Annotated in this window: 22 protein-coding genes, 1 tRNA gene and 1 pseudogene; 18 read left to right on the plus strand and 6 right to left on the minus strand. The window is 66.5% G+C overall.

All coding sequences use genetic code 11. The annotated features are described in order from the left end of the window. Positions 1–128: 128 nt before the first annotated feature. The 7 genes from fabF to AC27VL_RS03840 all read left to right on the plus strand — a co-directional run bounded on the left by fabF (position 129) and on the right by AC27VL_RS03840 (position 6,309). Positions 129–1,391: a beta-ketoacyl-ACP synthase II gene (gene fabF / locus AC27VL_RS03810; protein WP_100551697.1), complete on the plus strand. Its 1,263-nt coding sequence runs from the start codon at positions 129–131 to the stop codon at positions 1,389–1,391. Positions 1,392–1,484: 93 nt separating this feature from the next. Continuing rightward, on the plus strand, positions 1,485–2,849 hold the full coding sequence (locus AC27VL_RS03815) for an aminodeoxychorismate synthase component I (protein ID WP_100551698.1): 1,365 nt from the start codon (positions 1,485–1,487) through the stop codon (positions 2,847–2,849). Between the two features lie 224 nt (positions 2,850–3,073). Then, positions 3,074–4,135, plus strand: a complete 1,062-nt coding sequence (gene mltG, locus AC27VL_RS03820; protein ID WP_100551699.1) for an endolytic transglycosylase MltG — start codon at positions 3,074–3,076, stop codon at positions 4,133–4,135. Then, positions 4,132–4,797 (plus strand): dTMP kinase, encoded by a 666-nt coding sequence (gene tmk / locus AC27VL_RS03825; protein WP_049467276.1) that lies wholly within the window; start codon positions 4,132–4,134, stop codon positions 4,795–4,797. The genes mltG and tmk overlap by 4 nt, the downstream gene beginning before the upstream one ends. After that, a complete protein-coding gene (locus AC27VL_RS03830) occupies positions 4,794–5,750 on the plus strand; it encodes a DNA polymerase III subunit delta' (protein WP_099819206.1) in 957 nt (318 codons plus the stop codon). The genes tmk and AC27VL_RS03830 overlap by 4 nt, the downstream gene beginning before the upstream one ends. After that, positions 5,747–6,100: a PilZ domain-containing protein gene (locus AC27VL_RS03835; protein WP_025874071.1), complete on the plus strand. Its 354-nt coding sequence runs from the start codon at positions 5,747–5,749 to the stop codon at positions 6,098–6,100. The genes AC27VL_RS03830 and AC27VL_RS03835 overlap by 4 nt, the downstream gene beginning before the upstream one ends. 134 nt (positions 6,101–6,234) lie before the next feature. Continuing rightward, positions 6,235–6,309, plus strand: a tRNA-Val gene (locus AC27VL_RS03840). A 54-nt stretch (positions 6,310–6,363) separates the two neighbouring features. Here the strand turns inward: AC27VL_RS03840 and AC27VL_RS03845 are convergent. Beyond that, complete coding sequence (locus AC27VL_RS03845; protein WP_488765578.1) at positions 6,364–6,660, minus strand: hypothetical protein; 297 nt, start codon at positions 6,658–6,660, stop codon at positions 6,364–6,366. A gap of 698 nt (positions 6,661–7,358) precedes the next feature. Here AC27VL_RS03845 and AC27VL_RS03850 point away from each other — a divergent pair. The 5 genes from AC27VL_RS03850 (at position 7,359) to AC27VL_RS03870 (ending at position 13,569) form a co-directional block, all read left to right on the plus strand. After that, positions 7,359–7,739 carry a tautomerase family protein gene (locus AC27VL_RS03850; RefSeq protein ID WP_100551701.1) on the plus strand — a complete coding sequence of 127 codons (381 nt, stop codon included), beginning with the start codon at positions 7,359–7,361 and terminating at the stop codon, positions 7,737–7,739. A gap of 207 nt (positions 7,740–7,946) precedes the next feature. Further along, the gene (locus AC27VL_RS03855; protein ID WP_100551702.1) at positions 7,947–8,333 is read left to right on the plus strand and encodes a DUF2946 family protein; all 387 of its coding nucleotides are present in this window, start codon (positions 7,947–7,949) and stop codon (positions 8,331–8,333) included. Between the two features lie 129 nt (positions 8,334–8,462). Continuing rightward, positions 8,463–10,601, plus strand: coding sequence for a TonB-dependent receptor (locus AC27VL_RS03860; protein WP_488765579.1), 2,139 nt, complete (start codon positions 8,463–8,465; stop codon positions 10,599–10,601). Between the two features lie 11 nt (positions 10,602–10,612). Next, complete coding sequence (locus AC27VL_RS03865; RefSeq protein ID WP_100551704.1) at positions 10,613–12,118, plus strand: PepSY-associated TM helix domain-containing protein; 1,506 nt, start codon at positions 10,613–10,615, stop codon at positions 12,116–12,118. A 242-nt stretch (positions 12,119–12,360) separates the two neighbouring features. Then, on the plus strand, positions 12,361–13,569 hold the full coding sequence (locus AC27VL_RS03870) for an RICIN domain-containing protein (protein ID WP_223880304.1): 1,209 nt from the start codon (positions 12,361–12,363) through the stop codon (positions 13,567–13,569). 85 nt (positions 13,570–13,654) lie between these two features. Here AC27VL_RS03870 and AC27VL_RS03875 read toward each other — a convergent pair whose 3' ends face one another. Together AC27VL_RS03875 and AC27VL_RS03880 are read right to left on the minus strand one after the other, a co-directional pair. Then, entirely contained in the window at positions 13,655–14,788 is a 1,134-nt protein-coding gene (locus tag AC27VL_RS03875) for an MFS transporter (protein WP_191078640.1), read from the minus strand. Positions 14,789–14,799: 11 nt separating this feature from the next. After that, the gene (locus tag AC27VL_RS03880) at positions 14,800–15,573 is read right to left on the minus strand and encodes a DeoR/GlpR family DNA-binding transcription regulator (protein ID WP_100551707.1); all 774 of its coding nucleotides are present in this window, start codon (positions 15,571–15,573) and stop codon (positions 14,800–14,802) included. A gap of 174 nt (positions 15,574–15,747) precedes the next feature. On the opposite strand from AC27VL_RS03880, the gene smqnr reads away from it, so the two are divergent. Continuing rightward, positions 15,748–16,395, plus strand: coding sequence for a SmQnr family pentapeptide repeat protein (gene smqnr, locus AC27VL_RS03885; protein WP_100551708.1), 648 nt, complete (start codon positions 15,748–15,750; stop codon positions 16,393–16,395). Between the two features lie 15 nt (positions 16,396–16,410). Here smqnr and AC27VL_RS03890 read toward each other — a convergent pair whose 3' ends face one another. Beyond that, positions 16,411–17,097: a class I SAM-dependent methyltransferase gene (locus tag AC27VL_RS03890; RefSeq protein WP_100551709.1), complete on the minus strand. Its 687-nt coding sequence runs from the start codon at positions 17,095–17,097 to the stop codon at positions 16,411–16,413. Positions 17,098–17,363: 266 nt separating this feature from the next. On the opposite strand from AC27VL_RS03890, the gene AC27VL_RS03895 reads away from it, so the two are divergent. After that, positions 17,364–17,702, plus strand: a complete 339-nt coding sequence (locus tag AC27VL_RS03895) for a macro domain-containing protein (RefSeq protein ID WP_488765581.1) — start codon at positions 17,364–17,366, stop codon at positions 17,700–17,702. Positions 17,703–17,725: 23 nt separating this feature from the next. On the opposite strand, the gene AC27VL_RS03900 is transcribed toward AC27VL_RS03895, so the two are convergent. Then, entirely contained in the window at positions 17,726–19,105 is a 1,380-nt protein-coding gene (locus AC27VL_RS03900) for an aminotransferase-like domain-containing protein (RefSeq protein ID WP_488765582.1), read from the minus strand. Between the two features lie 133 nt (positions 19,106–19,238). Between AC27VL_RS03900 and AC27VL_RS03905 the strand changes: the two genes are divergently transcribed. From AC27VL_RS03905 to AC27VL_RS03915, 3 genes are all read left to right on the plus strand, one after another. Beyond that, positions 19,239–20,102, plus strand: a complete 864-nt coding sequence (locus tag AC27VL_RS03905) for a DMT family transporter (protein WP_100551712.1) — start codon at positions 19,239–19,241, stop codon at positions 20,100–20,102. Between the two features lie 96 nt (positions 20,103–20,198). After that, a complete protein-coding gene (locus AC27VL_RS03910) occupies positions 20,199–21,080 on the plus strand; it encodes an SDR family NAD(P)-dependent oxidoreductase (protein WP_100554055.1) in 882 nt (293 codons plus the stop codon). Positions 21,081–21,119: 39 nt separating this feature from the next. Then, a complete protein-coding gene (locus AC27VL_RS03915; RefSeq protein WP_488765585.1) occupies positions 21,120–22,007 on the plus strand; it encodes a LysR family transcriptional regulator in 888 nt (295 codons plus the stop codon). A 464-nt stretch (positions 22,008–22,471) separates the two neighbouring features. Here AC27VL_RS03915 and AC27VL_RS03920 read toward each other — a convergent pair whose 3' ends face one another. After that, positions 22,472–23,368: a LysR substrate-binding domain-containing protein gene (locus tag AC27VL_RS03920; RefSeq protein WP_488765586.1), complete on the minus strand. Its 897-nt coding sequence runs from the start codon at positions 23,366–23,368 to the stop codon at positions 22,472–22,474. A 105-nt stretch (positions 23,369–23,473) separates the two neighbouring features. Between AC27VL_RS03920 and AC27VL_RS03925 the strand changes: the two are divergent. Then, a pseudogene (locus tag AC27VL_RS03925) lies at positions 23,474–24,983 on the plus strand (MFS transporter). Positions 24,984–24,987 lie beyond the last annotated feature (4 nt).

The following is a 24,987-nucleotide window of genomic DNA, read 5'->3' on the forward strand; positions in this document are numbered from 1 at the left end:
CGCGCGGGCGTTGAGCTCGCCGCGCACGACACCCCATGGGGCCGCTGTTTGCGGCCCCGTGTGTTTGCGTACCACACCGAAGTAAACCGCGTTACCCGCAAAGAACGTTCGGGTCAGGAGAATCAGCAATGAAGCGTCGCGTCGTCGTAACCGGCCTGGGTATGGTCTCGCCGTTGGGCAATGATCTGGCCAGCAGCTGGGAAGGCATCACCCACGGTCGTTCGGGCATCGGTCCGCTGACCAACGTTTCTGATGCCTACCTGGAACGGTTCACCACCAAGATCGCAGGTGAGGTCAAAGGCTTTGACATCACCGCCGACAACGAACTGTTCGGCAAGTACCGGGTCAGCGGCAAGGATGCCAAGAAGATGGACCCGTTCATCCATTACGGCCTCGGTGCCGCCTTCATGGCCCTGCATGATTCGGGCCTGGAGATCACCGACGCCAACGCCGACCGCATTGGCGCCATCGTTGGCGCCGGCATCGGCGGCCTGCTCGGCATCGAAGAGCAGACCATCGAGTTCCACGAAGGGAAGAAGATCTCTCCCTTCTACGTGCCCAAGACCATCATCAACATGCTGCCGGGCCAGTTGAGCATCATCAGCGGCCTGAAGGGCCCGTCGTTCTCGGCGGTCTCGGCGTGCGCCACCTCCAACCATTCCATCGGCACCGCCATGCGCATGATCCAGTACGGCGATGCGGACGTGATGGTGGCCGGCGGTGCCGAACGCGGTTCCTCGCCGACGGCGCTGGGCGGCTTCTGCGCGATGAAGGCGATGAGCACCCGCAACGACGCTCCGGAACAGGCCTCGCGCCCGTGGGACAAGGACCGTGACGGCTTCGTGCTGGGCGATGGCGCCGGCATCCTGATCCTGGAAGAGTACGAGCACGCCAAGGCACGTGGCGCGAAGATCTACTGCGAGCTGGCCGGTTTCGGCGCCAGCTCCGACGCGTACCACATGACCGCGCCGAGCGAGAACGGCGAAGGCGCTGCGCGCTGCATGACCATGGCCCTGAAGGACGCGGGTGTCACCCCGGAACAGGTCGGCTACCTCAACGCACATGGCACCTCGACCCCGCTGGGCGACCTCGGTGAGACCATGGCGATGAAGACCGCCTTCGGCGACCACGCCTACAAGATGATGGTCAGCTCCACCAAGTCGATGACCGGCCACCTGCTCGGCGCTGCCGGCGGCGTGGAAGCGATCTTCTCGGTGCTGGCAATGCGCGACAACGTGATTCCGCCGACCATCAACCTGCAGCAGCCGGGCGAAGGCTGCGACCTGGACTACGTGCCCAACGAAGCACGCCAGGCCAAGGTCGACGTGGTGATGTCCAATGGCTTCGGCTTCGGCGGCACCAACGGCACGCTGATCTTCAAGCGCGTCTGATCGCACCGGCAGCGTCGAGCCGGGCTCGACTCCGCCAACCACGAGGCCGCCGCAAGGCGGCTTCCGTGTATCCGTCTCCCAGAACTGGCCGCCATGACCCACGCCCCGCTGATCCACCCGCTGCTGCACCCGATCGACCTGCTGGCCCTGCAGCAGCGCGACCCGGCGCGTTTCCCGCTGCTGATGGAGTCCACCGCCTCGGGTACCGCGCAGGGCCGCTGGAGCCTGCTGCTGGCCGCGCAGGGCGACACCCTGCAGCTGGACGCCGATGGCCAGGTGCGCGACCAGCACGGTGCGGTGCAGCCCGGCAGTTTCCTGCAGGCGCTGGACCGCGCATGGCACGCGCAGCGCCTGCCGCACGACGGCGGCCACGCGCTGCCGTTCCGCGGTGGCTGGGCGCTGATGCTGGACTACGAAGTGGCCAGCCAGGTCGAGCCGGTGCTGCCGGCGCGCGCGCGCGATGACGGTCACCCGACCGCACTCGCCCTGCGTTGCCCGGCCGCCGTGCTGCATGACCACCAGGCCGACACCAGCTTCCTCATTGCCGAGGCGGGCGAGCAGGCGCTGCTGGACACGCTGGTCGCCTTGCTGGCCGGCGAACTGCCGCAGGCCGGGCAGGGCTGGCAACCGCCGCAGTCGGTCAGCGAAGACGAGCCGCAGCGCTTCACTGATGGCGTGCGCCGTGTGATCGAGTACCTGCGTGCCGGTGATGTGTTCCAGGTGAACCTGTCACGGCGCTGGAGCGCGCAGTTCGCAGCACCGGTCAGTCCGCAGGCGCTGTACGCGCAGCTGCGGCGCGCCAATCCGGCGCCGTTTGCCGGCCTGTTCAGTGCGCACGGCCGGCATGTGGTCAGCTCGTCGCCGGAACGGCTGGTATCGGTGCATGGCGGCCACGCGCAGACGCGCCCGATCGCCGGCACCCGCCCGCGCTTCGAGGGCGACGACGATGCCGCGCGCATCCAGGAGCTGGTCGGCCATCCCAAGGAGCGCGCCGAGCACGTGATGCTGATCGACCTGGAGCGCAACGATCTGGGCCGCATCTGCCTGCCCGGCACGGTCGTCGTGGACGAACTGATGACCGTGGAAAGCTACGCCCACGTGCACCACATCGTCAGCAATGTCAGTGGCCACCTGCGTGCGGACGTGACCCCGGGCGAGGTGATCGCCGCCACCTTCCCCGGCGGCACCATCACCGGCTGTCCAAAGGTGCGCTGCATGCAGATCATCAGCGAGCTGGAGCAGGTGCCGCGCGGCGCGTACACCGGTGCATTCGGTTGGCTGAACCGCGATGGCGACCTGGACCTGAACATCCTGATCCGCACCGCCGAAGTGGATGGCAACGAGGTCAGCTTCCGTACCGGTGCCGGCATCGTGGTCGACTCGGACCCGGACAAGGAACTGGACGAAACCCGGGCCAAGGCCCGCGGCCTGCTGCGGGCGCTGGGGCAGCAGGGTTGATCGATTGCCGCCGCCGGGCATGGCCCGGCGCTGCCGGTCCTGGTGGGTGCCGACCGTTGGTCGGCACGGATGCTTCCATGGTCGTTCATCCACGCATGGCGTGGATCTACTGGAGATGGTGGGTGGGTGCCGACCGTTGGTCGGCACGGACGCGTGGCTTCGGTCATGACCCTACACCGGCGGCACGGTATCCTGCACGACGGAATCGAGTTCAGAGGTAGTCCATGGCGGGAGCCAAGCGCGGGTGTCTGTGGGTGGTAACACTGCTGCTGGTGCTGGCCGCCATCGTGGCCGGCGCGGGCGCGTGGTTCTTCTACAAGCAGACCCAGTTTGCCGACGTGCCGCTGACCCCCAGTGCGGACAGCGTGGTCATCGCCAGCGGCGATGGCATGAACAGCGTGCTGCGCAAGCTGCGCGAGGCCGGCGTGGACGAGGGCCAGGACACCCAGTGGCAGCTGCTGGCGCGCCAGCTCGATGCCGCCGGCAAGCTGAAGGTGGGCGAGTACGCACTGAGCAGGGATCTGACCCCGCGCGAACTGCTGCTGCGCATGCGCGCCGGCAAGGTGCTGCAGCACCGCGTCACCATCATCGAAGGCTGGAACATCCGCCAGCTGCGCGCCGCGCTCAAGCGTGCCGATCCGCTGCTGCACACCACCGACACCCTCGATGACGCAGCGCTGATGGACCGCCTCGGTTTCGCCGGCCAGCATCCGGAAGGCCGCTTCCTGCCGGAGACCTACGTCTACCAGCGCGGCGACAGCGACCTGGACGTGCTCAAGCGTGCCCACGGCGCGATGGAGAAGGCGCTGGACGAAGCCTGGGAAAGCCGCGCGCCGGATCTGCCGATCAATACGCCGTACGAGCTGCTGACGATGGCGTCGATCATCGAAAAGGAAACCGCGCTGGCCAGCGAGCGACCGCAGATTGCGGGCGTGTTCATGCGCCGCCTGAAGATCGGCATGCGCCTGCAGACCGACCCGACCGTGATCTACGGCATCGGTGCGGCGTATGACGGCAACATCCGCCGCCGCGACCTGACCACCGATACGCCCTACAACACCTACACCCGGTCTGGCCTGACCCCGACCCCGATCGCCATGCCCAGCCGCGATGCGCTGATGGCCGCTGCGCAACCGGCACCGGGCGATGCGCTGTACTTCGTCGCCGTGGGCGATGGCAGCGGCGCACACGTGTTCTCGCCCAGCCTGGACAAACACAACGCCGCCGTAGCCCGCTACCTGCAGCAGCTGCGCCAGCAACGCACCAAGGAGACCCCGGCGCAATGAGTTCCGCGCTGCTTCGCCATCCCCGTTTCGTCAGCCTGGAAGGCGGCGAAGGCGCGGGCAAGACCACGGCCATCAACGCCATCCGTGAGTGCCTGCGCCGCCACGGCCATGAGGTCGTACTGACCCGCGAACCCGGTGGTACGCCGCTGGCCGAGCGCATCCGCGGGCTGGTGCTGAAGCCCGATGCCGAGATCGCTGCCGAGCCGCTCAGTGCCGAGGCCGAACTGCTGCTGGTGTTCGCCGCACGTGCGCAGCATGTGCGCCAGGTGATCCAGCCGGCGCTGCAGCGCGGCGCCTACGTGCTCAGCGATCGCTTCACCGATTCCAGCTACGCCTACCAGGGCGGTGGCCGCGGCCTGGACCCGCAGTGGATTGCCGACCTGGAGCGCCGCGCCGTTGGCCTGCTGCCCGGTTTGACCCTGCTGCTGGACGTGGACGTGGCCGTTGGCCGCGCGCGTGCCAATGGCCGCGATCTGTGGCCGGACCGCATCGAAAGCGAGCAGGACGATTTCTTCCAGCGCGTGCGCGAGGTGTTCCGCAGCCGCGCACAGCAGGACCCGCAGCGCTTCGCGCTGGTCGATGCCGGCCAGGTGCAGGAGCGCGTGGCTGCTGATGTGGTCGCGCGTGTCGAACGCTGGCTGCAGCAAGGGGAGGGCGCATGAGTACGTTCTCGCCCTGGCAGCAGCGCGCGTTCGACCAGACCGTGGCCGCGTTGGATGCTGATCGGCTGGGCCACGGCCTGCTGATCTGCGGCCCGGCCGGGCTGGGCAAGCGTGAAGTGGCGCTCGCGCTGGCCGACCATGTGCTGGCACGCGGCGATGCTGCGCACGCCACCCGCACCCGGCAGCTGATTGCCGCCGGCACGCATCCCGACCTGCAGCTGATCAGCTTCATTCCGAACAAGAGCGGCGACAAGCTGCGCACCGAGATCGTGATCGAGCAGGTGCGCGAGATCACCAACAAGCTGGCGCTGACCCCGCAGTACGGCGTGGCGCAGGTGGTGATCGTCGACCCGGCCGATGCCATCAACCGTTCGGCGGCCAATGCGCTGCTGAAGACTCTGGAAGAACCGCAGCCCGGACGCTACCTGTGGTTGATCAGCAGTGACCCGGCGCGCCTGCCGCAGACCGTGCGCAGCCGCTGCCAGCGCCTGGAATTCAAGCTGCCGCCGCGCGAGGAAGCGCTGGCCTGGCTGCAGCAGCAGGGCCACAGCGAGGCGGCCGCGCGCGAGGCGCTGGATGCAGCACGCGGCCATCCTGGGCAGGCCGATAACTGGCTGCGCGAAGATGGCTTGAGCCTGCGTCGCGACGTCGGCCGCGAGCTGGAACAGTTGGCCGCTGGCAAGACCGGTGCGGTGGAACTGGCGCAGAAGTGGTGCGCCGATGACAACGCGGCGCTGCGCCTGCGCTTCGCCGCCGACCTGGCGCTGGCGCAGGCCAGCACCGATGCCTTGACCACGCCGGAGCGATTGCACAAGCTTGCAGCCTGGTTCGATGCGGCCAACCGCACCCGCGACCTGCTGCGCACCACCGTGCGCGCAGACCTTGCGGTGGTCGAGTTGCTGCTGGCCTGGAACAAGGTGAACGAGCGGCCTGCCGCAAGGGGAAATCGATGAGTGCCAGCAACGCCCGCCAGGGCATCCTGTCCCTGGCCGTGAAGGACAAAGCCGCGCTGTACAGCGCGTACATGCCATTCGTGAAGAATGGCGGCATCTTCGTGCCCACGCCCAAGCGTTACTTCCTGGGCGATGAAGTATTCCTGCTGCTGACCCTGCCTGATTCCAGCGAGCGCCTGCCGGTGGCTGGCAAGGTGATCTGGGTGACCCCGGCCGGCGCGCAGGGCAACCGCACGGCCGGCATCGGCGTGCAGCTGGCGGACGGCCAGGAAGGCGAGACGGTGCGGCACAAGATCGAGACGATCCTGGCCGGCCTGACCGGTTCGGACAAGCCGACGCATACGATGTGATGTGGGCGGATTGCCCCTCCCGGTAGAGCCAGGCCATGCCTGGCTGATTCGGGGAAATGGGCCGGGAAACACGATGTGAAAAGGTGTTGACGCCCTGAAAAACCGCCCTATAATGAGCGGCTCAGCAACACACCGGGCGGTTAGCTCAGCGGTAGAGCATTGCCTTCACACGGCAAGGGTCACAGGTTCGATCCCTGTACCGCCCACCATGTTGCAGAACGAAAGAAGCCTCCAGCGATGGGGGCTTTTTTGTTGCCCGTGATTCAACCGGGCTCCTTTCCCCCGGCTGTGATCGCATCGCCGAGGCCGGTCTGCGCGGCACGCGCGATCTGGCGTGCGGCCAGCAGCAGACCGTTTCGATGGAAGTCGCCGATCTGCTCGTCGGTGCCGCCGACCACGCGCGTGTGCTCTGCCGCGTGCAGAAGATCGAGCATGGTGTTCAGTGCGGACAGTGAACGGCCGAGGGAGGCAATGGTCTGCGCGTTGAGTGTCTGCGTGGTGCACGGCTGGCCGTCTTCGCCATCTCCCTTGCGTACCGCATCAAGGAAGGTGAAGAACATCGGCTGCGATGACGGGATCTGCTGCTCCTTCAGTGCTCACTCGATCTCGCGCGCGAGGTCTTCAGGCACGTCGCTGGCGATGTCGCCGATCAAGGCAAGCAGGCGAGGATGGAGGACGGTTTTGTTGGTCATGGCGGAACCCTCACTGGCGTAGGACCACCTTCCGTAGTGAAGGTGGCGGACGGTGCGGGTTGGCGTACCGGGGCAAACACAACGGAGTGAGAAAACACCCGGCGGATCGAGTGATCCCCACGCACCGCCCGCCATTGAGGGCCGTCGGTGCATTCTTGCGGCTACGCACTGCTGCGCAACCAATCCGTCAGGTTTGCTTTTTCGAGACGCCAATCCCGGCCAAGGCAACTTGCCTCGGCCCGGCGATCATCAAGTCGAACAATCACGTCGGTCTGCAAGGAAAGTTCTCAACTACCCCTAAGCAGGCCAAGCGTTTTCTGTTCTGTGCCGTCGAGCACCAGCCCGCTGTGCAGCCCGTCACTGATGGCACAAATCGCCGCCCCTGCCGGGCGTGCATATGACGACTCCGCAGGAACGCCACCATGGCGATCGCGTCACCTCGCGCGGTGCTTGCGGGAACATGTCACGGATGGAGGCAGAGGGTTCCATCCATGCGCTGTTCCGGCGCCCTTGGCGGGCGTAATCTCGGCCCATTGTTGTGCCCCTCCCATCCTTGGAATGCCACCATGCCGCTCGCCCGCATCGATCTTCGCAAAGGTAAAACCGTGGAGTACCGCCAGCGTGTCGGCGAGGCGATCTACCAGGCCATGCGCGCGGTCGGCGTGCCGGAAAACGATCGCTTCCAGATCTTCCAGGAGCACGACGGCGGCACGCTCGTGTTCGACCCGGGTTACCTCGGCATCGCCCGCAGCGATGACTTCATCTGCATCCAGATCACCTGGAACGAAGGGCGCACGCTGGAGCAGAAAAAGGCGTTGTACCTGGGCATTGCCGATGGCCTGCATGCGGCAGTGGGTATCCGCCGCGAGGATGTGTTCATCAATCTGGTGGAAGTGAAGAAGGAGAACTGGTCGTTCGGTAACGGCCAGGCGCAGTACGTGAGTTGATGCGCGAAGCGCATCCACGCATGGCGTGGATCTACTGGATCCGTCGCGAAGACGTGTTCATCGATGTTGTCGGTGCCAGAGCCCTGCGTCACAGTGTCGCAGCAGGTAAACCCTGAACGCGGTCCAGGGTTGGCCCTGGGCCCGTAGAATGGCCGCGTGCGCCGCTCTGCTCTCCACCGCCGGTTCCAGACCCTGGCATGGCTTGCCATGCTGCTGGTGCTGCTTGCCCCGCTGGTGAGCCGCTGGCTGGCAGATGCGCACGTTGCTGTTGCTGCACCGGTGGCGGTCATGGACCACACCCTGCACGCACAGCACGCGATGGAAGGGCACCACGACCACCACGCGATGGCAATGCAGCATGGCGAAGCCGCACCGAAGCCGCCGGCCGATCCACACGCCGACCACGAGATGGGCGTGGACTGCGACTACTGCCTGATTGCCGCACGACTGATCACCCTGCTGGTGGCGGCGCTGCTGTTGATGATGCCGCTGGCACCGGTGTGCCGCGCGCTGCGTGGTGCGGTGCAGACGTTGCCGCAGCGGATCAGCGGCACGTTGGGAGCGCGTGGGCCACCGGTACTGCTGGCCGCTTGAGCCCTGCGCGTGCGCCCTTGGATTGATTCTCCCGAGCTGCCAGGCATGGCCTGGCACTACTGCGTGCGCGTTTCCCGAACTCCTTGAGCTTCCCTGCGACTGCGGGGTGGCCTTGCATGCCGTGAAACAATGAAAACAAACCCCAACTCCGTGCGCCTGCGTCGGGCGGCGCTGTCTGTCGCTTGTGCGCTGCTGCTGCACTCCGCTTCTGCCCTTGCTGCCGACGCGGCACCACCGACCACCCTGGATACCGTCCGCGTGGTGGATACCCGCAGCGGTGCGCTGTCCTCCACCGCCAGCACCGGCTCGGCCCTCGGCCTGAGCGTGCTGCAGACCCCGGCCAGCCTGACCGTGATTTCGCGCGAGCAGTTGGAGCAGCGCGGTGATTCCAATCTCAACGACGCGATCACCCGCGCCGGCGCGATCAGTGCACTTCCCCATCCGGGCAACGGCCTGAGTGCGCTGTCCAGCCGTGGCTTTACCGATGGCGCCTCGGTGATGCGCCTGTACGACGGCCTGCGCCAGTACGGCGGTGTGGGCATCACCTTTCCGTTCGATACCTGGTCCATCGAGCGCATCGAAGTGCTGCGTGGGCCGGCCTCGGTCATCCATGGTGATGGCGCCATCGGCGGCGTGGTCAACATCGTGCCGAAGAAGCCTTCGCGCGGTGCCATCGAGAACGAGGTAAGCGTCACCCTGGGCAGCGAAGACACCGCGCGACTCGGATTCGGCAGTGGCGGTGCGCTCACGCCGGCGCTGGCTTACCGCGTGGACGTCAGCGGCAACTACAGCAGCGGGTGGGTCGACCGCGGCCACAACGGCGATGCCACGTTTTCCGGTGCGTTGCTGTGGCAGCCACGGGCGGATCTGCAGTTCACGCTGACCCATGCGCAGGGCTACCAGAAGCCGATGCGCTACTTCGGTACGCCGTTGATCGATGGGCGGCAGCTGGATGCACTGCGCCACGAGAACTACAACGTGGCCGACAGCGTGATTCGTTTCCGCGACCGCTGGACCCAGCTTGATGCGCTGTGGACGCCGAACGAGAACGTGGAGTGGCGCACGCGCGTCTACCAGATCGACAGCCAGCGCGATTGGCGCAACGCCGAGGCCTATGTCTCCAACGAGCGCACCGGCCTGATCGACCGCTCCGGCAACACCCAGATCACCCACAACCAGGACCAGACAGGGCTGACCTCCACGCTGCGCCTGCTGGGGAATGCGGGCGGACTGCCCAACAGTTTCGCCGTTGGCTTCGATGCCAACCGTGCGCATTTCAAGCACACCAACAACACCTATGCGGGCAGCTCGGGACCGGTGGATCCCTTCAACCCGGTGCCCGGCGGGTTCGTCAGCGATGCACCCAACCTGCCGCGCTACCGCAACAGCGCCGAGCAGGTCGCGCTGTTCGTGGAAGACCGGCTGGAACTGAGCGAGCGTTGGTCGGTGCTTGCTGGCGTGCGTCACGATCGCGCCACGATCGATCGCAACGACCTGGTCAGCGGCCAGCGGGCGTTCTCGAAGACCTACAACAGCACCGGCTGGCGCGCGGGCACGGTGTTCGCGGTACAACCGTCGATGACCCTCTATGCGCAGTACTCGCAGGCGGCGGACCCGGTCAGTGGGCTGTTGATGATCAGTCCGGCCAACGGCGTGTTCGATCTGGCCAAGGGCAAGCAGATCGAGATCGGCATGAAGCAGGCCTTCGATGGGGGCGAGTGGACGCTGGCAGCCTATCGCATCCGCAAGACCGGGCTGCTCAGCCGTGACCCGCTGCAACCGGACCGTCGCGTGCAGGTGGGTGCACAGACCTCAAAGGGAATCGAAGCCTCGTTGAACTGGGCCTTCGCGCTGCAGTGGTCGCTGGATGCCAACGCGACCGTGCTCAAGGCCGAGTTCGAGGATTTCCTGGAAGCCACCGGCACGCCGGCGGTGATCGTCTCGCGTGATGGCAACGTGCCGCCGAACGTGGCTGAGCGCCTGGCCAACGCCTGGTTGAGCTGGCAGTTCCTGCCCGACTGGAGCGTGGCCAGTGGCGTGCGCTACGTGGGCAAGCGCTATGCCGACAACGCCAACACGCTGCAGCTGCCGGGTTACACCACCACCGATCTGGCCCTGACCTGGCAGGCAGCCCCACGTACACGGGTGACCGCGCGCGTGTTCAACGTGTTCGACAAGGCGTACTACGCCACGGCGTACTACACCAGCACGCAGTGGCTGCTGGGCGCCGACCGGCGCGTCGAATTCACCTTCGACCAGCGCTTCTGAGGACGGCTGCCATGTCGCTGCGATCCACTGCCAAGCGCTGGACCTACCTGGTGCACCGTTGGCTGGGCATTGGTGGGTGCCTGCTGATGTTGCTGTGGTTCGTCAGCGGCATGGTGATGCTGTTCATCGGTTACCCGAAGCTGACGCCGGGAGAACGCTTGGCCGCGCTGCCCGCACTGGCAGATGCGCGCGGCTGGCAGGCACTTTCCGTGCTGCCGGACGCCGTGCGACAGGAGCCTGAGCGGGTCGTGTTGACGACGCTGCGTGGCGAGCCCGCCTACGTGGTGCGCTCCGGGACGCACATGGGCGCGTGGTCGGCGCTTACCGGACAGGCATTGCCGCCTGTATCGGCGCAGCTGGCCGAAGTCTCCGCCGCGCAGTTCGCCGGTGGGCCGGCTTTCGTTGGCGCGATGCCGCTGGACGAGGATCGCTGGACGCATTCGCGCGGCCTTGATCCGCACCGGCCGCTGTACCGCGTCGGCGTGGGTGGCGCAGAGCCTGGTGATGTCTACGTGTCCTCGCGCACCGGCGAAGTGGTGCTGGATGCACCGCGCCTGCAACAGCGCTGGAACTATGTGGGTGCGTGGCTGCACTGGCTGTACTTCCTGCGTATGCAGTCGGTGGACCCGGTGTGGACGTGGACGGTGATTGTGCTTTCAGCGCTGTGTACGGTGGCCGCGATCAGCGGGGTCGTGGTCGGCATCTGGCGCTGGCGGTTTCGCGGGCAGTACCGCTCAGGGTCGAAGACGCCGTACCAGGAACCGTGGATGCGCTGGCATCACCTGATCGGGTTGATGGCGAGCGCATTCGTGTTCACCTGGATCTTCAGTGGCCTGATGTCGATGAATCCGCTGGGTGTTTTCAGCAGCTCACGCGCCTCGCTCAACGCTGCGCGCTATCAGGGTGAGGTTCGGGCGGATGCAGGCGTCATCGCACAGCCGGCTGCGGTACTGGCTGCAGTGCACACGCCGCAGTTCGTGCCGGTCGAGATCCAGTGGCGACGCATCGGCGGTGAACTGTTCGCTGTGGCGCTGGACGGCAACGCCGATTCACGGGTGGTCACGGAGCGTGGCGGCGCACTGCAGGTATCCACTGCATTCGGTGCAGACTGGCTGCAGGGCAGGGTAGCGGCGATGTCCGATGCGCGCCTGCGTGAGTTCACCATTCTGCAGACGCCCGATGCTTACTTCTATCCGCGCGCTGCAGAGGCGATGAATGGCGCCGCGGTACGTCGCTTTCCGGTGGCGATGGCTGACTTCGATGATGCTGAGGCAACCCGCGTCTATGTGGACCTGGCCACCGGCGATCCGCTGTTGACGATGGGCAAGCGCGAGCGCGCAGGTCGCTGGCTGTTTTCCTTCCTGCACAGCTGGGATCTACCCGCGCTGCTGCGACAGCCGAACAGCCGCTTGGTCGTGCTGCTGTTGCTCAGCCTGGCAGGTACCGCGCTGTGCGCGACGGCCACGGTGATCGGCTATCGGCGGTTGCGGATGACATTCTCGCGGCGGAAACGGTAACGCCAATACCTCTGGGTGGAAGGCTGTGAGACTATCCGGAGTTCCTGGGCAACGAGGGGCTGCGGTCCGTAGCCGATGTCTGCGGCCAGGAAAGTGCAGGGGCTCAATGCTTGCAGTGCTTCGATGGTAGTCCCTGGATAGGATTTCCACACAACGTAGATGGAGCAAGGATGAATTACGTTTCGATGGGTGTTCTCGCAATTGGAATTGCAGCTGCGTCTTCAGGCGCACAGGCCAAATCGTTGCCGCGTCTGTACAACTTCCCGACCACCACAACTGCCTCTGTTTCCAACGCACTTCCGGCGCCGGGACAGGTTATCCAGCTTTCCGCGCAGGTCGATGGCCAGGCGCTGGGGCTGTATCACATTCCGGGCAACGATCAGATCGGTGGGACGGTCGAGTTCAAGGTCAATGGCCAGGCGGTGGGCAAGGTGCAGGTCAGTACGGTCAACACGCCGTTCCTCGGTACGGTTTCCGACCTGGACAAGGGGTGCTGGGCTGCCATCCGTGACGTCCAGGTCTGCACGCACAAGTACGCCTACGGCCGTCCGGCCAAGGTCGCGATCAACTACACCGTTCCGGCAGGTTTCACTACCGCATCGATCACCGCGACGTTCAGTGGCGATGGTCAGTTCTCGCAAGGGTCTGTGTCGGCGCCGGTCAACCTGCGCAACATTCCCACCTTTGGTGAGATCCGCGGCATGGGCAACAAGTGCCTGGATGCCGAGGGCGCCAACACCGCGCCGGGCACCGCCATCCAGGTGTGGGATTGCACGCCGGGCACCGCACAGCAGCTTTGGACGGTGAAGCCCAATACCTCGACCATCACGGGGGTGCCCAGCAATCGCGTGCTCGATATCGTGGGCTATGGCACCAGCAACGGAAGCCGGATCCAGCTCTACGACGCGCATGGTGACTGGAACCAATCGTGGAAGTTCACCAACACGTCCATCGTCGGTGTGGCCAACAAGGTGCTGGATGCTACCGGTGCGTCAAGCGCCAACGGCACCAAGATCCAGCTGTACAGCAATGCGCTGACCAGCAACCAGAAGTGGGAGTTCAATCCCGCCAACGGCTCGATTGTCGGTGTCGGTGGCAAGTGCCTGGATGTTGAGGGTGCGAATTCCGCGGATGGCACCCGCGTGCAGTTGTGGGATTGCACGGGCGTGCCGCAGCAGCGCTTCGAACTGGGCGCGGACGGGTCTATCCGTGGGCTGGGCGGCAAATGCCTGGAAGCGGCTGACGGTGCGAGCCATGACGGGAATCCGATCCGCATGTGGTCCTGCAATGGTGGCGCGCACCAGTCCTGGCGGCTGGTAGGCGAGATCCGCAACCCGCAGACCAACATGTGCCTGGATGACCCGGGCATGGGTAACACCAATGGCTCGAAGGTGCACATGTGGATGTGCCAGGGCACAGAGAATCAGCGCTGGGAATTCTCCTCCTACTGACTTTTCGGCCCGATGCAGTGTGGAACCGTGCGCCTTCGCGCGCACGGTTCTTTGCAGGGACAGGTCAACCGCCTGCCATGCAGGTTTACATCCGCAGCCACCGCGTCGACACCGCCACCAGCAGCAGCGCCATCGCCACGCCGACGAAGGCGGCGATGAGGCCGAAGTGATTGGCGGCGAAGCCGATCAGCGCCGGGCCGGCAAGAATGCCTGCAAATCCAAGCGTGGAGACCGCAGTGATGGCGATCGCCTGCGGCATCCGGTTCTGGCTGCCAGCCAGCGAGAACAGCGCCGGTGCGATGTTGGCGCAGCCCAGCCCGACCAGCACGTAGCCGCCCAGTGACGCCTGCCACGGCGTGACCAGGGTGAGCACCAGCACGCCGGCGCAGGCCAGCAGCGCACCGGCCACGATGGCCTTCTGCCGGCCGATGCGCTCCACCAGGCGGTCGCCGAACAGGCGCGCCACGGTCATGGTCAGGGTGAAGGTGACGTAGCCGATGCCGGCATGGCTGGCATCGACCTGGCGGATGTCGGTGAGGAACACCGCACTCCAGTCCAGCATCGCGCCTTCCGCCAGGAACGCGATGAAGGCAAGCACGCCGATGAACATGACGATGCCGCGCGGCCACGCCAGCAGCGGTGCATCGTGTGCGACGCGCTCGCCACGCCAGTAGCGCGCCGACAGCAGTGCGACCACACCCATCATCAATACGCCGAGCAGCACCGCCGAGATCGGCGCCATGCGCGCGCTCAGCAACAGGGTCATCGTCGCCGCGCCGAGGAATCCACCGATGCTGAAGAACGCGTGGAAGCCGGACATCATCACCCGCTGCGCTTCGCGTTCCACCACCACGGCCTGTACGTTCATGGTGCAGTCCATCGCACCCACGCCGGCACCGAAGACGAACAGCACCAGGCCCAGCATCCACACCGACTCGGCCAGCGCCAGGCCGGGTACCGTTGCGCAGATGATCAGCGTGGTGGCGACCATCACCCGGCGGCAGCCCAGCCGTGCGGCGAACAGGCCCGACAACGGCATGGCCAGCAGCGAGCCGGCGCCCAGGCAGAGCAGCACCAGACCCAGCGTGGCGTCGTTGATGTCGGTGCGCGCCTTGGCGAAGGGCACCAGCGTGGCCCACAGCGCAGTAGCGAAGCCGGGAATGAAGAATGCAGCGCGGGTCGCGTGCTGTTCGGCACGCGGTCGGTTGGCGAGGGACATGGGCGGTACGGTCAGGGAGGTGTCGGATGTACGGCGATACCGGCGGCACGGAAACGGGCGGCCAGCGCAGGTGGTGCCGAGGTGGTCAGTACCAGATCGTCGATGTCGTCCAGGCCGGCGATCTGCCAGTTGCCGCGTGCGCCCAGTTTTTCGGTGGTGGCGGCGACGATGATGCGGCTGCTGCAGGCGACCATCGCGCGCTTGAGCGTGGCTTCCTCGGCGTCCATTGCCCACACGCCGGTATCGACGTCGACGGCGCAGGGGCCGGGCAGAAAGACATCCGCCCGCAGGTGCTGCACCTGGGCCAGCGCCTCGGCACCGACCGCGCCGCCGCCTGCGGCCAGGCGCCCACCGATCAGCTGCACGGTGGTGCCGTCCTGCCACGCCGCGGCGGTGGCGATCTGTGGCGCGTTGGTGATCACCGTCAGCCCCAGCGCACCCGGCAGCTGCTGGGCGATGGCCAGGTTGGTCGAGCCGGCATCGATCAGCAGGACCTGGCCGGGCTGCAGCAACGTGCAGACACGGGCGGCCAGCTCATCCTTGCCGGTGCGGTCCTGGGTCATCCGTTCGCGCAGCGGTACCGCCTTCGGGGCCGGCAGCACCGCGCCACCATAGACGCGCTGGCACAGGCCCTGGGCGGCCAGTTCACGCAGATCGCGGCGGATCGAATCTTCGGATATGCCATAGCGGCGGGCCAGTTCGGCGGCCACTACGCGCCCCTGCTGGCGCAGCTCCTGCAGGATCAGCTGGGTACGTTCGGCGGGGAGGGCGGGGTCGGAGTTCATGCTTCAATTGTGCATAAACGCGCATGAACGTGCAACATCGAGTGCCCGGCCAGAAGTTGGCGAGACGGGCTGTACACACTCCAACTGCAGCGATGGTGAATCGCGCGGGCGCTGGCGCTGCTCATTCCCTTTCCCGCGCGGCATCATGGCGAGGCACCCGGCACGGAACCCTGCATGTCCTCCACCGTTCATCACAAGCTGCGCATCGGCGCCGATCAGTTCACCGGCCAGAAGGTGGTCGACCAGCAGTTCCACGAGTGCGATTTCTCCGGCGCGGACCTCACCGCCACCGAGTTCGTGAACTGCGGTTTCTACGACGCCGACACGCGCACCGGGTGCCGTTTCAGTGGTGCCACGTTGAAAGAAGCCAGCTTCCGCCAGTGCGACATCAGCATGTGCAACTTCAACTTCATCAAGGCGCTGGGGCTGGAAATCAGCGAGTGCCGCGCGCAGGGCGCCGATTTCAGCAACGCCAGTTTCATGAACCAGATCACCACGCGCAGCTGGTTCTGCAGCGCCTTCATCAAGAAGACCAACCTGCGCTATGCCAACTTCTCGCGGGTGACGCTGGAGAAGTGCGAGCTGTGGGAAAACCGCTGGGAAGGGGCCAACGTCAGCGGTGCCAGTTTTGCAGGGTCGGACCTGTCCGGTGGCCAGTTCGATGGCATCGACTGGAACACGGCCAACTTCACCGATTGCGACCTGACCAACTCCGAACTGGGTGAGCTGGACGTGCGCAGCACCAACCTGCGTGGCGCCACGCTGGATGTGCAGCAGGTGGCGCTGCTGATGCAGCGGATCGGCATCACCGTGGTGCCTTGAGCGTGCGTGGCGGCGCTATGCCGGCGCGGTCGGCGCATGGGCCACCCAGCCCTTGAAGCTGAAGCCGGCGTAGAACAGTTCCACGTTGTCGAAGCCAGCCTCCTGCAGCAGCGCCACTTCCTGCTCGGGCGACAACAGCGGTAGACGCTCGGCGATCGCGGCGGCTGCGCGCTGCGCATCGGCACGTGGAATGCCGGAGGCCTCGCCGAACGCAGCATAGCGCTGCAGCCAGCGATGCTTGCCGGCCGCGTCCTGCGGCACGCTGTGGTGGGCGACCACCAGCGGCGCACCCGGACGCAGTCGTTGCCGCAGTTCGCGCAGGGTGTGCAGTCGTTGCTCAACGGTGAGGAAATGCAGGGTGAGCAGGCAGGTGGCGCCGTCGAAGACGGTGGGCGGGGCATCGTCGACGTAGCCTTCCAGCAGCGTGACCTGCGCCATCAATGGCCCCAGGGTCTGTTCGGCCAGCGCGAGCATTGGCGCGGCCGGATCGATACCGAGCATCTGCCACTGCGGGTGCGCTTCGGTGAAGGCCTTGAGCTCCAGGCCGCCACCTGCGCCGAGCACCAGCACCTGGCCATCGTCGGGCACATGTTCGGCCAGCAGCAGGTGGGTCATCTGCTGCAGTCCTAGGAAACCCGGCACCTGCCGCAGCGGGCCGTCGGCGTAGCGGGCGACGGCGTGGGGATCGGAGAAGGAAGGCATGCTCATTCCTGGCGGGTAGATTCCGAGGTCATGGTGCTTGCGGCGTGGCGTATCAAGTGCTTCGCATACCATTCTGGTCTCAGGAGTTGAGACACCTGGGCTGGACACTATTGCATCCGCAGCAGAGGATCACACGCATGCCCGTCAGTTTCGAAACCGGCGACATCTTCGCTACACCGGGGTTGAGCAGCTACGCCCACGGATGCAACTGCGCAGGGGCAATGGGCAAGGGCATCGCGGTGGCGTTCCGTTAGCACTGGCCGGCGATGTATGAAGCCTACCGACGCCTTTGCATGGCTGGTGAATTCGCCCCGGGAGATGTCTTTGTATGGGAGGAGGGGGCTGTCACTGTGTTCAATCTGGGCACACAGCTCAACTGGCGCACGAAGGCTGAGTTCAGTGCGGTAGAGCGAGCGCTGTCGGAGATGCTGCGCGAAGCCGAGGTACGCGAGGTACCCGAGATTGCGCTGCCGAGTATCGGTGCCGGGTTGGGGGGGCTCGAGTGGCCGCGGGTTCGCGCGCTCCTCGAGGCGTTCGGTGCTGCGACGCCGATTCGCCTGCGAGTTTGCGAGACGTTTGTCGAAGGTGTGCCGCTGGCGGCGTGACTGCGGATGCCCCGGTTGAGGCGCTAGTCCAACGCCTTCCCAAGCACCTGCCAGATCTTCGGGTCCCGGCACTGCGACACATTGAAGCGCACGTAGTCGGCAGCCCGCTGCGACTGGCTGAAGGCATTGCCGGGAGCCACCACCACGCCTTCGCGCAGGCACTGCCGTGCCACGGCCGATGCATCGCGGCCATCGGGCAGCTGGCACCACAGGAACAGCCCTGCTTCCGGTTGCAGCCATGGCGTGATGCCCAGCTTCTGCACCTGCCGCAGGGTGTGCTTGCGCGCATCGGCCAGGCGCGTGCGCACCGCCTGCATGTGCCGGCGGTAGCCGCTGTCGGTCAGCGTGATCTGCATCAGGTGTGCGGCCAGGTGCCCGCCGCCGAAGCTGGTGGCCAGCTTCAGATCGGTCAGTGCCTCGATCCAGTCCGGGCGCGCGGCGATGTAGCCGCAGCGCGATGCCGCGGAGATGGTCTTGGAGAAACTGCCGACATGGATTACCCGCGACAATCCATCCAGCGCTGCCAGCCGCGGCGCCGGACGCAGCTCGAAGTCGGCGAAGATGTCATCCTCGATGATGATCAGTTCGCTGCGTTCGGCCAGGCCCAGCAGGCGATGGGCCGTGGTCGCCGACAGCACCGCGCCGGTCGGGTTGTGCAGTCCGGAATTGGTGATGTACAGGCGCGGCGCATGTTCCTGCAATGCGCTGGCGAACACTTCCAGATCCGGGCCGGTGTGCGTGTAGGGCACGCCGATGGCCTGCACCTGATGCGCCTTCAACAGTGCGTGGTAGTTGAAGTAGCTCGGATCATCGACCAGCACGCAGTCGCCGGGCTTCAGCAGGAAGCGGCAGATCAGGTCGACCGCATGCGTTCCCGATTCGGCCAGCAGCAGCTGCTCCATCGACGCTTCGATGCCCAGCGTGGCCGCGCGTCGCTGCAGCGTCTGCCGCAGTGCCGGCAGGCCGAGTGGCCCGGCGTAGTCAACCAGGTGTGCGGCGTCGGCGCGGGCCATGCGGCGCAGGCCACGGCGCAGGCCATCGTGGTACAGCCAGTCGCTGGGCATCCAGCCGCAGCCGGGCTTGAGGTGGCCGGGTGGGGTTTCCAGTGATTGCCGCGATACCCACAGCGGGTCCACCGCGCGATCAAGGCGCGGTTCCATCTCGGCCAGCGCCAGCGGTGCTGCCGGGCCAGTCACATAGAAGCCGGAGCCGGCGCGCGCGGCGATCACGCCCTCGGCCGCCAATCGTTCGTAGGCCTCGACCACGGTGGACACGGAAACGGCCATCGCCACCGCCTGCGCGCGCACCGAGGGCAGGCGGCTGCCCGGGCCATCCAGGCGCGAGCTGATGCGTGAGCGGACGGCGTGGATGACGCTGTCGATGCGGCTGGGTGGTCGGGTCATGAGGGCGACTGTAGGGGAATTGTGAGCAGTACAGTTACTTGTGACTGTACTGGATTGTAGCTGTGTATCGCCGGCGCCCGGTGGCTCAATGACGGGCACAGCCGGCTGTCGCCCGGTACTTCTGGAGCAGGGTGTGGAACGGTCGGCAAGCGGGTGGATCAATGGCTTCATCGGTGTAGTGATCTTCGCCGGCTCCTTGCCGGCCACCCGTCTGGCGGTAATGGAACTGGACGCCAGCTTCGTTACTGCCGCGCGCGCCAGCATTGCCGCGTTGCTGGGGCTGGTACTGCTGCTGGCATTGCGGCAGCCGCGCCCGCTCAGAAGCGATCTGCCCGGCCTGGTGCTGGTCAGCTTGGGCGTGGTGGTGGGCTTTCCCCTGCTGACCGCGTTGGCCCTGCGCCATGCAACGTCAGCCCACACCATCGTGTTCCTGGGACTGCTGCCACTGAGCACAGCAGTATTCGGCGTCCTGCGCGGCGGTGACCGGCCACGCCCGGCATTCTGGGTGTTCTCGCTGCTGGGCAGCGCCTGCGTGGTCGGCTACGCCGCACGCAACGGCATCGAGGCCTCGCTGCAGGCCGACCTGCTGATGCTGGCGGCGATCGTGGTCTGCGGGCTCGGCTACGCCGAGGGCGGCCGCCTGGCCCGGCATCTGGGCGGTTGGCAGGTGATCAGCTGGGCACTGCTGTTGGCACTGCCGGTGATGCTGCCGCTGATGGTGGCGATGCGCCCGGTCTCGTTCACGGCGGTCGCTGCCTCGGCCTGGTGGGCGCTGGGGTATGTGGCGGTGTTCAGCATGCTGATCGGGTTCCTGTTCTGGTATCGCGGTCTGGCCCAGGGTGGCATCGCCGCGGTTGGCCAGCTGCAGCTGCTGCAGCCGTTCTTCGGCCTGGCGCTGGCGGCGATGCTGCTGCACGAGACCGTCAGCGCGGGCATGCTGCTGGTGACCGTAGCGGCGGTGATCTGCGTAGCCGGTGCCCGTCGCTTCAGCCGCTGACAGCCCAGCCCCATCGTCTCGCGATACCGTTGGTGTATCGCGCGGTCGTGCAAACAGTATTGGCCGAGGAGGATGGCGCTCGCCGATGCTGGCTGTATGAAACCCAATTCCAGTATCTCGTTCGAAGGCCAGGTGGGCCTGGTGACCGGTGCCGCCGGTGGCCTGGGTCTGGCCTACAGCCGCCTGCTGGCGCAACGTGGCGCGCATGTGGTGATGCATGACGTGGGCGCCGCAACGGACGGCACGGGCGCCGATCCGCAGCGCATCGCCACGGCGGTGGCGGCGCTGGGCAGCCAGGGCCTGCCGGTCGAGGCCGCCAGCGGCCCCATCAACGAGCGCAGTGGTTGCCATGCGCTGGTGCAGGACATCCTGCAGCGCCACGGTCGCCTGGACTTCATCATCCACAACGCCGGCTGGGTGGCCTATGCCGGTATCGAAGCGGTGGAGGACGATGCGCTGGAGCAGATGTTGTGCCTGGCCGCGAAGACACCGCTGTGGCTGGCGCAGGCGGCATGGCCCGCGATGCGCGCTGCCGGCGGCGGACGCATCGTGCTGACCACCTCCGATCGCGCGCTGTACCCGCAGTATGCGCAGCGCGGCCTGTGCGGCTACGCGATGGCCAAGCTGGCCGCGCAGGGGCTGGTCAATGTGCTGGCCCTGGAAGGCGCCGAACATGGCATCGTGGTCAACGCGGTATCGCCGGTGGCCAAGACCCGCATGTGGGGCATCGACGGAGAGCCGGATGAACTGCATCCCGATGCCGTGGCCACCGGGGTGGCGTTCCTGGTTTCCACGCGCTGCCGGCAGGGTGGCTGGATTCTGCGTGCCAGCAACGGCCAGTTCCATGCACTGCGGTTGCAGGAAGCAGAGCACGTGGACTATCCACGCGACCTGCGCGCGGTGGCCGCCGACAGCATCGAATCGGTGGCCCTGCAGTGGCCGGTCATTGCACGGCCGAGTGTCGACGCGCGCGGCTGAGCGCGTACCCTAGGCGGGTCTCCACCTGCCTGCGATGAAATGATCGATCTGCGCCTGCTCCGCCAGTTCGTGGCGGTGGCCGAAGAACTGCACTTCCATCGCGCCGCTGCACGCCTGCACATGTCGCAGCCGCCATTGACGGCGGCCATGCGGCGCCTGGAAGACGAGGTGGGCACGGGATTGATCGTGCGCGGCAACCGCACGCTGGGCTTGACCGCGGCGGGGCAGACGCTGCTGGTGGAAGCGCGCGCGACGCTGCAACAGGCCGAACAGGCGCTGCAGCGCACGCGCGAATCGGCGGCAGGGCAGACCGGCAGCCTGCGCGTAGGTTACGTCGGCAGCGCACTGTATGGGCGCCTGCCGGCGCTGATCCGCCAGTTCCGCCACGCGTTTGCGCAGGTGCAGCTGCATCTGCACGAAGCCACTTCGCGGCAGCAGCAACAGTGGCTGCGCGAAGGGCGCATCGACCTCGGCATCCTGATTCCACCGATCATTTCCGCAGAACTGCATCTGAAGGCGTTCGACCATGATCGGCTGGCCATTGCCCTGCCGCGCGCGCATCGGCTGGTGGCACAGCAACGGCTGGATGTCGCAGACCTGATGGACGAGCCCTTCGTGTCCTGGCCCTCTGCTGAAGGGATCGGCTTCCATGCACAGGTGCTGGGCCTGTGTACCGCTGCCGGCTTCACGCCACGGGTCGTGCAGGAAGCGCAGGGCATGCACGCAGTGCTGTCGCTGGTGGCCGTGGAAGCGGGCGTGGCGATCGTGCCGGCAAGCATGAGCGGGTTCCGTCCCGAAGAAATCGTCTATCGGCCACTGGATGGCGGCAATGCTGCGTTCGAACTGCAGTTCTGCATGCGCCCGGAATCGCCGACGCCGGTGCTGCAGAATTTCCTGGCGATGGCAGCGCAACCGGTAGTGTCGTGATTGCCGGCTGAGCATCCGTGCTGCATGCGCGGGTAGGGCGGTTGTCTGCGTCGTGCATGCCTCCGGAATGTGATCCGGCCTGCAGTTCTGTCCCTGGAAATCGCGCCTGCAGCAAGCCTGATGCACAGGCGCGGGCAACCCCTACATACCGCCTCGGCGACAACGACCAGCATATCGCCGTCGGCCATCATCGGCCGGCTGGGATTGGCGTCCCACAATCAACTCTGGCACGTGATCGGCAGGCGCACGGATGGCGCCTTCCGGTCACGTGACCCGCTGTCCGTGGTGGGCGATGTGTGGGGATCACCATGATCCGCCGGTCAGTCCCAGAGTTGTCCGGTACGCCAACCCGCATCGCCCGCCGCCTGTTCGTGGTCAGCCACGAATGCGTTGATCGCGCTTGCCTCGGGGGTGGCAATGCGCGTCGTGCATGGGGAGCGGCGGCGGGCGGTGCATCTGTCTGCTCAACAAGGACGGGCGAACAGATGGTCGGCCATGTAATCGATGAACACCCGCAGGCGCGCGCTGGGATGACGATTGCCGGGCCAGAGCAGTGAGAATTGCCCGCGCTGCGGCTCCACCATCGGCAACACCTGCTGCAACCGGCCATCGGCCAGTGCTTCGGCCGCCAGGAAGTCGGGCATCCAGGCGACGCCCATGGCGCCGATTGCAGCGGCCAGCAGCGCTTCCATGTTGTTGCAGGTCATTGCTGTAGTCAGAGCGGCGCCGGCGTCGCCATCGACGCCGGGCAGGCTCCAGGGTTGCAGCATGCCGGTGGTCGGGAAGCGGAAACGCACCGCCTGCAGCGTACGCAGTTCCGGCAGCGACTGTGGCCAGCCGTGTGTTCGCAGGTAGACCGGCGCTGCGCACAGCACGAAGTGGAAGCTGCCGAGGCGCCGCGACATCAGGCTGGAGTCGGCCAGTTCACCGCTGCGTATCACTGCATCCAGTCCTTCGCTGACGACATCGACCAGGCGGTCATTGAAATCAAGTTCCAACTGCACCTGCGGGTAGCGCTGCTGGAAGCCGGGCAGCACCGGCAGCAGAAAACGGTAGCCGATGGTGGGCAGGCCAATCCGCAGCAGCCCGCGGGGAGCGAGTTGACGCTGCGCAAGGTCGGCCTGGGCCTCGGACAGTTCATCCAATGCACGGCGGCAGCGCTGCAGCAGCAGGTCGCCTTCGTCGGTGAGGTGCATGCGGCGCGTGGTGCGGTGGAACAGTCGCGTACCCAGGTCCTGTTCCAGGCGGGCGATCCGCTTGCCCACCGCCGAAGCGGACAGGCCCAGTACGCGCGCGGCGCCGACAATGCTGCCGGCCTCGGCGGTGCGGACGAAAGCCAGTAGTGCGGAAATGGAATCCATGGCGGGATGATTGCGGAACACCTGGCCGTAATCAAACGCCTGTGAGCCTGTTTTTACCCGATCGCGGCCTGTTCATCATCAATGCCCCGATTGCAGGAGGCCCCGATGGCCCGTTTCTTGATGGATTCCCAGCCCGTGCAAGGGCGTTGGGCCCTGGTGTCGGTGTGCCTGGCGGCGCTCGCGTTGCCGTTGTCGTTCTCGGCCGGCGCGGTAGCGGTGCCGGTGCTGGCCATCCAGTTGGCCAGCTCGCCCGCTTCGTTGGCCTGGGTGACCAACGCCTTCATGCTCAGCTTCGGCAGCCTGCTGCTGGCGGCAGGGGGACTGGCGGACCGCTATGGGCGACGCCGGCTGTTCCTGCTGGGCAGCGGCGGTTTCGCGTTGGCGACGTTCTTCGTCTGCATGGCGCCGGATCTGTTCTGGCTGGACCTGGCGCGCGGTCTGCAAGGCGTGGGCGCTGCCGCAGCATTGGCATCGGGTAGCGCGGCGCTGGCGCAGGCGTGGCACGGCCAGGCCCGTATGCGTGTGTTTGCCCTGCTGGGCACCACCTTTGGCGCCGGCCTGGCGCTGGGGCCGCTGCTTGCGGGCGCGCTGCTTGAGGCGATGGGTTGGCGAAGCGTGTTTGCCGCCGGTGGTGTGCTGGCTCTGCTGGCATGCATGCTGGCAGTGCGCGTGCTGCCAGAGAGCCGCGGGCAGGCCGGGCGGCTGGACGTGCCGGGCATGCTGGCTTTCAGCCTGATGCTGAGCATGCTGACCCTGGCGCTGTTGTGGCTGGGCGAATTCGGCCTGCCCGCAGCGCGGGTACGGTGGGCATCGCTGGCGGCCGCGCTGCTGGCGGCTTCGTTCGTACTGATCGAGCGCAGGCAGCCGGCGCCGTTGCTGGATCTTTCGCTGTTCGCGCAGCGGGCATTCGTCGGTGTGCAGCTGCTGCCGGTGGCAACCTGCTTCGGCTACGTGGTGCTGCTGGTGGTGCTGCCGCTGCAGTTGCTGGGCGTGCATTGCCAGGGCGTCGCCACCGTCGGCGTGCAGATGCTGGCGCTGTCCGCGCCGATGCTGGTGCTGCCACTGCTGGCCGCGCGCTGGGCCGGCCGGATGGGAAGCACGCGCCTGTGCGTGGCTGGGTTGCTGCTCTGCGCGTTGGGGCTGTATCTGCTGTCGCGGCAGGCGGTACATCCGCTGCCTGCGCAATGGATCCCGCCGCTGCTGCTGATCGGTGCAGGCACCGCATTGCCCTGGGGGTTGATGGACGGGTTGTCGGTCAGTGTGGTGCCGGTGCAACGCGCGGGCATGGCGGCGGGGATCTTCGGCACGGTGCGGGTAGCGGGCGAGGGCATCGCACTGGCGGCGGTGACCGCATTGCTGGCGACGCTCATCAGCCACCGCCTGCAGGGCGCATCTGCTCCGGCACTGGGCAGGGCGGCGGCCTATCTGGCAACCGGAGCATTGCATTCGGCCCAGCCGCTGCTGCCCGGAGCAACGGCCCTGCAGTTGCGCCAGCGGCGAGGCGCTGGCGCAACTGCTGCACATGCTGTCAGCGCTGACCGCCGGCAGTGCCTTGCTGCTGCATGTGCTGCTGCGGAGCTCAACGGCCGTTGCCGTGCCCAGAGCCGGTAACTGATGGT

Source organism: Stenotrophomonas sp. 14P6.2.3, from assembly GCF_057799055.1.

Coding starts and splice junctions, on each gene's coding strand:
- fabF (WP_100551697.1), top strand. CDS start 129: ATGAAGCGTCGCGTCGTCGTAACCGGCCTGGGTATGGTCTCGCCGTTG.
- AC27VL_RS03815 (WP_100551698.1), top strand. CDS start 1,485: ATGACCCACGCCCCGCTGATCCACCCGCTGCTGCACCCGATCGACCTG.
- mltG (WP_100551699.1), top strand. CDS start 3,074: ATGGCGGGAGCCAAGCGCGGGTGTCTGTGGGTGGTAACACTGCTGCTG.
- tmk (WP_049467276.1), top strand. CDS start 4,132: ATGAGTTCCGCGCTGCTTCGCCATCCCCGTTTCGTCAGCCTGGAAGGC.
- AC27VL_RS03830 (WP_099819206.1), top strand. CDS start 4,794: ATGAGTACGTTCTCGCCCTGGCAGCAGCGCGCGTTCGACCAGACCGTG.
- AC27VL_RS03835 (WP_025874071.1), top strand. CDS start 5,747: ATGAGTGCCAGCAACGCCCGCCAGGGCATCCTGTCCCTGGCCGTGAAG.
- AC27VL_RS03845 (WP_488765578.1), bottom strand. CDS start 6,660: ATGTTCTTCACCTTCCTTGATGCGGTACGCAAGGGAGATGGCGAAGAC.
- AC27VL_RS03850 (WP_100551701.1), top strand. CDS start 7,359: ATGCCGCTCGCCCGCATCGATCTTCGCAAAGGTAAAACCGTGGAGTAC.
- AC27VL_RS03855 (WP_100551702.1), top strand. CDS start 7,947: ATGCTGCTGGTGCTGCTTGCCCCGCTGGTGAGCCGCTGGCTGGCAGAT.
- AC27VL_RS03860 (WP_488765579.1), top strand. CDS start 8,463: ATGAAAACAAACCCCAACTCCGTGCGCCTGCGTCGGGCGGCGCTGTCT.
- AC27VL_RS03865 (WP_100551704.1), top strand. CDS start 10,613: ATGTCGCTGCGATCCACTGCCAAGCGCTGGACCTACCTGGTGCACCGT.
- AC27VL_RS03875 (WP_191078640.1), bottom strand. CDS start 14,788: ATGTCCCTCGCCAACCGACCGCGTGCCGAACAGCACGCGACCCGCGCT.
- AC27VL_RS03880 (WP_100551707.1), bottom strand. CDS start 15,573: ATGAACTCCGACCCCGCCCTCCCCGCCGAACGTACCCAGCTGATCCTG.
- smqnr (WP_100551708.1), top strand. CDS start 15,748: ATGTCCTCCACCGTTCATCACAAGCTGCGCATCGGCGCCGATCAGTTC.
- AC27VL_RS03890 (WP_100551709.1), bottom strand. CDS start 17,097: ATGCCTTCCTTCTCCGATCCCCACGCCGTCGCCCGCTACGCCGACGGC.
- AC27VL_RS03895 (WP_488765581.1), top strand. CDS start 17,364: ATGTATGAAGCCTACCGACGCCTTTGCATGGCTGGTGAATTCGCCCCG.
- AC27VL_RS03900 (WP_488765582.1), bottom strand. CDS start 19,105: ATGACCCGACCACCCAGCCGCATCGACAGCGTCATCCACGCCGTCCGC.
- AC27VL_RS03910 (WP_100554055.1), top strand. CDS start 20,199: ATGAAACCCAATTCCAGTATCTCGTTCGAAGGCCAGGTGGGCCTGGTG.
- AC27VL_RS03915 (WP_488765585.1), top strand. CDS start 21,120: ATGATCGATCTGCGCCTGCTCCGCCAGTTCGTGGCGGTGGCCGAAGAA.
- AC27VL_RS03920 (WP_488765586.1), bottom strand. CDS start 23,368: ATGGATTCCATTTCCGCACTACTGGCTTTCGTCCGCACCGCCGAGGCC.